Consider the following 3,202-nt stretch of genomic DNA (forward strand, 5'->3'; position numbering starts at 1 on the left):
ATAATGGTCTAGGCAAAAGGAATAAATAAATTCTTATAATAATTCAAAAAATCATTCGAAATTGAATAAGATTTAAAAATTTATTTTTATATATTTAAGTACATTTAATCACTGATATAAAAAGGAAAATCTCTCCCCCAAAATAATCCTCATTAATTTCATTATTCCTTTTATTATCCAATTATTGAAGACCACGCTTAAAATTTAATCCCGCTGGAAAACTTGAAAGGTTTTCAGCGAACACCTCATATTACCCTTAGTAATCATTCCCCTATTTCGTAAAATATTTATCAAAAATGAAAGCAGTATTATCTTACCTATTCCTAAGAAAATTCGCATTTGTTGTACTCTTACTACCTATGTTGATCTTTATTCCTTACAAAGGAGTTTCTGTGCCTCCCTTTCTTAATTCGGATATTCTGAATGGTAGTAATGACAATTTTTTACTTACAGCAGATACTAGTAGAAACTCCCTAAGCTTTTCAAATTTTGAGGTAGATTTTAAAGGAAAAATCACAGTGACAGAAGATGATCGGGATATTTGGGAAATCTCATCGGGAGGCTTTCTGATTATTGGTCGAAAGAATTTTGGTGAAAGCAAAAGAGTGGAAATCAGAGGAAATCTGGATGGGAGTCTTACCAGGAGATATTATGAGGGCCGAAAGAAGTTAAAGTTTGAGCCTGAAGGTAGAGAATGGTTGGAGGAAGTATTATTGGAAGTGCTAAGGACCACCGGTATTGATGCAAAAGCTAGAGTGGACCGACTTTACCAACGTGGAAAAGTGACAGCTGTACTTCATGAAGTAAGTTATATACCAGAGATTGGTGTAAAAACTCAGTATTTAGATTATTTATTAAATAAAACGGAAATGAGCGATCCGGAACTCTCTCATATTACAGAAGTAATCTCCACTTCCATAGATACAGATACCCGACGAGCTTATTTATTGGAAAAGCACAGCGGCATATTTATGAGGAATGAACATCGGGCCAAGGCATATTTTAATTGCCTGTTTGGCATAGGCTCAGATTATGAAAGAAAGAGGGTGCTGAATCATTTGTTGAAGGAATATAAATTCAATACAGAAGTTTTTAGAGAGCTATTGGCCTCTATTCAAAGATTAGCCTCATCAAAGGAAAAGGTAGAAACATTAATTAAGGTAAACAATATATTCATTGATGAAGCAGAATCATGCGAAGGTTATTTTAGAATACTTGATGGAATGAATAGTGACAAAGATAGGGCCTATGTGATGCGAAACCTTTTGGAACGTAATCAATATTTGGGAGGGGAATGTATGAAACGGTATTTAAAAAGTGCGCGAAGGATTAATTCTGACAGTGAAAAATATCAAGTACTAAAAGAAGTGATTCCGGCATTTAATGTTGACCCTCAGTTTGTTCTTGCATTTTTTGATGTGATTATCAGTTTTGGAAATGATGTGGAGCAAGGTAATTTGCTTAAAGATCTACTTATGAAAAGAAAATTGGATGTGTTTGCCCAATCACAATTATTTGAAGTCATAAGTCAGATGTCTTCCGATGGAGGAAAAGTTAATTCATTGTTCCTGGCCATCAAAAAAATAAAGGTGACCAATCAGACACTGGAAAGTTTTTATGATGCGGTGAATAGTATTAGTAATAGTAGCCGAAAAGCAGAAGTGATGATCCATCTGGTTCAAACAACTAAATTAGAGGAACCTCATAAGGTTGAATATTTTAGGTCACTTCAGCAGATGTCTTCGAATAAGGAAAAATTGAAAGTTCTAATGAAGACTGCCGAGGTGATTGAAGATGAAGATCTGAAGTCCATCGAAGGGTATTTACAGACAGTAATAGCAATTTCTGGAAATTCGGAACAGAGCGCTGCCCTTAGAGAATTAGCCTCCAAGGTAAGACTTAATAAATCTGCCTTAATCGCCTTCTTGGATGTAAGTTTGTTAATTGCTTCCAATACTGAAAAGGCAGAAGTCTTGCTAAAAGTAAGTAATATGATTCCTAAAGGTGATAAAGATGTTGAATATGCTTATAAAAAAGTAGTACGTTCTATAAATTCTGATCATGAATATCGAAGAGTAATAGAATACTTAGAAGCCAATGGAACCTTTTTGTAGAGGTTAGGATTAATTGATCAATTGGGACAGCATTTAAAAATTTTCTGTGTGGTTTGAATTAAAATCTTACCTGGTGACTCCACGCCGGAAATCAATGTCGCCATCACAAAAATTATTTTTAACCTTTAAAAAGAAACAACATTAAATTTGGCCAAAAAATGTGAGTTTTATCGGCAAAAAGTAAAGAGGATTATTATGTCAGTTAATAATCCTTTTATTTTAGCTGCAATGCGCTTCAATTACCTCTTTTAGTTGTATACCAGGTACAGCCCCGGAATGTCTCCACTTTATTTCTCCTTTTTTAAATAAAATAAATGTAGGCACTCCCCTTACTTCAAAAGCATCAGCAGCTTGTGGATTTTTGTCCACGTCCACTTTTATGATCTTTGCCTTTTCCCCGATTTCTCCTGCTATTTCTTGCAATACGGGGGTCATCATTTGGCAAGGGCCACACCAGTCGGCAGTAAAATCTACTAATACCGGAGTGTTGGAATTAATGAGTTCATTAAAACTTGTCATCAGTAAACCTTTCAATTTCTATTTTTTCCCTGTCCAAGGAGTAATGCCACTTCCTTAAGTGAGGTTGTTGGCATTTTTATATTTTAAAGATTTTAGGAAGTTTATCAAACCCCTATGTTCCTTAATTATTATTCATCATTCATTGTCACAAAGAGGAGTACCTATTTATTTAATTTTTATTTTGGGTTAAAGCCTGATGATGATCCTTTTTATTTCTTTATTTACTATAAACTAGTTATTTATTTTAAGTTTTTCCTTTGTAAAATGGAATCGTAAGGTGGTTTCTCACCCTTATGAATCATTTTTATTTGTAAGGCCATGTTTGATGCCTGAGTCTTTCGAAAAGGTTTGTATATTTAATAAGCTGGAAGAGGCCTGTATTTCCTCATCTTCCTCTTTGTATTTGGGTTGCTTCATTGGAGTTTCACCAGATGAAAGACCTTTTATGGCCTCAAACAGTAGGAAGCCTCCTACTACGTAGCCTACCCAATGAGATTCATAAATGGAACTGAAGAGGAAAACTAGTCCAAGAAGTAACTGAAAGATTCTAAGCCAAGACCATTTTTTTT

Annotated in this window: 3 protein-coding genes; 1 reads left to right on the forward strand and 2 read right to left on the reverse strand. The window is 34.4% G+C overall.

The genetic code is table 11. The features are described from left to right. The first annotated feature begins 296 nt into the window (after nt 1–296). The gene (locus E1171_RS03985) at nt 297–2,114 is read left to right on the forward strand and encodes a hypothetical protein (RefSeq protein ID WP_155204327.1); all 1,818 of its coding nucleotides are present in this window, start codon (nt 297–299) and stop codon (nt 2,112–2,114) included. A 219-nt stretch (nt 2,115–2,333) separates the two neighbouring features. On the opposite strand, the gene trxA is transcribed toward E1171_RS03985, so the two are convergent. Both trxA and E1171_RS23595 read right to left on the reverse strand, forming a co-directional pair. Then, complete coding sequence (gene trxA / locus E1171_RS03990) at nt 2,334–2,633, reverse strand: thioredoxin (protein ID WP_155204329.1); 300 nt, start codon at nt 2,631–2,633, stop codon at nt 2,334–2,336. Nucleotides 2,634–2,924: 291 nt separating this feature from the next. Next, nucleotides 2,925–3,202 (reverse strand): hypothetical protein (locus E1171_RS23595; protein WP_187696240.1); only part of this gene is annotated, 278 nt, incomplete at its 5' end.

It is taken from the genome of Xanthovirga aplysinae (genome assembly GCF_009711365.1).
GTDB classification, from domain to species: domain Bacteria; phylum Bacteroidota; class Bacteroidia; order Cytophagales; family Cyclobacteriaceae; genus Xanthovirga; species Xanthovirga aplysinae.